This window comes from Elstera litoralis (assembly GCF_000963705.1).
Lineage (GTDB): Bacteria > Pseudomonadota > Alphaproteobacteria > Elsterales > Elsteraceae > Elstera > Elstera litoralis.
Window position 1 is genome coordinate 1 of record NZ_LAJY01000146.1, and the last position, 2,963, is coordinate 2,963.

Consider the following 2,963-nt stretch of genomic DNA (forward strand, 5'->3'; position numbering starts at 1 on the left):
CTGTACGAGGCGTTTTTCCGGAGCATGAAGGGGTTTTGCGCCGGGGTTGGTCGTATCTCGAAAATATGCAAAATTATTTCCGCACCAATGCCGAGATTACCGATCCCAAGTTATTTGAAGAAACCGTGGCCGCCGGAATCGAGCGCCACCGCATGATGCGCGACCCGTCCTTGTTTCAAAAGCGCAATGGCCGCTGGCTGAACAGCCGGATTTACTGGTTTTCCGATGGCTCCTGCTTGAAAACTTGGCAGGACGTAACGCGCCAGCACAGTAAATCTAATACCGATCTATTCATGGAAGGCACCGATCGCGGCGTCGTGCTGTTCGATAACGATGGGCATTTCGAAAAAGCCAACCGCATCATGGGCGATATTTTTCCGCGCGCGGTCGATCTGTTTCATCCGGGCACGACCTATTTCGATCATCTGCGCGCCTATGCCGAAACCACCCTGGCCGCCCATGAGGCCGAAACAATGGCGCGGCTGCTGAACCGGCCCTTCCCGATCCGCACGCCGCTGGCCCGCCCGCTGCAACTGCGCAAAGCCGATGGCGGTTGGGTGGAGTTGCGCGAACGCGTGCTGTTCGACGGCTATCTGCAAACCCTGTGGCTCGATATCAGCACGGCAAAAGCTTTGGAAAAGAGCAATGCCGATCTCGACCGGCTGGTGCATGAGCTGCGCGAGGCCCGCCAGACCGCCGAGGCGGCGAGTGCCGCCAAATCGGCCTTTCTCGCCACCATGAGCCATGAAATCCGCACGCCGATGAACGGGGTCTTGGGCATGCTCGGCCTGTTGCGCACTGTGCAATTACCCGCCGAAGCGGTTGACTATGCCGAAACGGCGCACCAATCGGCCACGGCACTGCTCGGCATTATCGATGATGTGCTCGATATCACCAAGCTCGAAGCCGGGCGGGTGACGCTGGAGTCCGTCCCGTTCCGCCCCAGCGAATTGCTGCGCTCGATCGTCGCCATGTTCGCGCCGCGCGTCGCCGAACGGGGCGTGGCCTTGCGGCTGCAAACCGATGCGTCCCTTGAGTGCGTCTATCAGGGCGATCCGACGCGGCTGCGGCAAATTCTCGTCAATCTGGTCGGCAATGCGGTGAAATTTACCCCCGCCGGGGAAATCACCCTCTGCGGTTATACCGAAGCCCTGGCCGAAGGCGCGGTGGAGCCCGATAGCGTGCGGCTCGTCTTGGAAGTGCGCGATACCGGCATCGGCATTCCCCTGGAACAGCAGGGGCTCATTTTCGACCGCTTCACTCAGTCCGACCAATCGATCACCCGGCGCTTCGGCGGCACCGGCCTGGGGCTGGCGATTACGCGGGAATTGGCGCAGCTCATGGGCGGTTACGTCAGCCTCTCCAGCGCGCCGGGCGAGGGCAGTATTTTCACCGTCGCCCTGCCGCTGCCGCGCCTGTCGGAAGCGGCGCTGGCGGCCTTGGCCAAACAGGCGGCGCAGCCTCCGGCGACGTTCGATCTGAACCGGCCGCTGACGATTCTGCTGGCTGAAGATAATGAGATCAATCAGCGCGTCGTCATCGCCCTGCTGCGCAAGGCGGGGCATTCGGTGTTCTGCGTCCCCTCCGGGCGCGGCGCGCTGGAGGCCTTGGAAGAGCATAGTTTCGATTTGGTATTGATGGATATTCACATGCCGGAGATGGATGGGTTGCAGGCCACCCGCCTGATCCGCGCCAGCCATCAGCCCTGGGCGCGCATCCCGATCATCGCGCTCACCGCCGATGCGCTGGATGAATCCCGGCAAACCCATCTCGCCGCCGGGATGAACGATACGCTCGCCAAACCCATCGACCGGGAAAAGCTGCTGCAAACGCTGCAACGCTGGGCAGAGAAGCCGGATAAAGCCCGCGAAACCATCCCGGAATCAGCCGCTGAACCCGAACCGGAGCGCTTCGATCATCGCCGCTTCGATGAATTGGTCGATACGGTTGGGCTCGAGGCGCTGACGGATTTGATCGATAGCGTCATGGTCGCCGTCACCGACCGGCTGGTCGATCTGGAGCGGCTGAAGGACGCGGCGGACGTAAAGGAAATTCACGCACCCGCCCATCAGCTTATTTCGCTGTTCGGCAATTTCGCGCTCACCCGGCTGCATCATCAGGCCCGCCGCCTCGCCAACGCCAGCCTCGCCGGCAATCGCAGCGAGGCGTTGACCCTCATCGACCGGCTGGCCCAGGAGGCTGAAGACGATCTGCCGCTCCTAACCGCCGCCACCAGTGCTGCTCTTGTCGCTTAAGGCTTTAGCGGCACTACCGAAACGGCATTATAGGGCGAGCCGTCGATGAGCTTGGTCGACCACACGAGGTAGACCAGCACCTGCTTTTGCGTATCGAAGAAGCGGGTGACGCGCATGGATTTGAAGATGAAGGAGGTGCGCTCGGTGAACACTTCCTCCCCCTTCTTGCCCTGATCGATCTCGCCGCGAATCTGCACCGGGCCGACCGCGCGGCAGGCGATGGAAAACCGGCTGGGGTCTTCCGCCAAGCCCACCGCGCCCGACAGCCCGCCCGTATCGGCGCGCGAGACGTAGCAGGCGACGCCCTCGACCTTCGGATCGTCATAGCGCTCGACCAGAACCTTATCGTTCGGCCCGACGAAGCGAAACGTGGTCGACACCTCGCCGATGCGGGTTTGGGCCGCTGCCGTTCCCGCTAAGAGCATTCCAAATAGAGCGATCCCCGCTAATTTTCTCATAGCACTCTCCCGCATCGCCGAAGGGTTCGATATAGGACGGCTGGCGTACATTTCACAGCCCAGCCTCTCAAACGAAAAACGGCCCGCCCTTTCAGGCGAGCCGCTCCCCGAACGCTGTTACCCGTCGAACTACGAAGCGAGGCTCCGCAGCACATACGGCAGAATCCCGCCGTGGCGGTAATATTCGACCTCATCGAGCGTATCGATGCGGCTCAGCACCTGGATGACTTCCACCGTGCCATTGGCGCGG

General features: G+C 61.7%; 2 protein-coding genes. One reads left to right on the plus strand and one right to left on the minus strand.

What is annotated here, in order from left to right:
- A partial coding sequence (locus tag VZ95_RS21705; protein WP_232302528.1) for an ATP-binding protein occupies positions 1–2,255 on the plus strand: 2,255 nt, incomplete at its 5' end.
- On the opposite strand, the gene VZ95_RS06975 is transcribed toward VZ95_RS21705, so the two are convergent.
- On the minus strand, positions 2,252–2,713 hold the full coding sequence (locus tag VZ95_RS06975; protein ID WP_045775214.1) for a CreA family protein: 462 nt from the start codon (positions 2,711–2,713) through the stop codon (positions 2,252–2,254). The genes VZ95_RS21705 and VZ95_RS06975 overlap by 4 nt on opposite strands.
- Positions 2,714–2,963 lie beyond the last annotated feature (250 nt).

Bases quoted from the DNA above. Each gene is read 5' to 3' on its own strand.
- VZ95_RS06975 (WP_045775214.1), bottom strand. From the start codon at position 2,713: ATGAGAAAATTAGCGGGGATCGCTCTATTTGGAATGCTCTTAGCGGGA.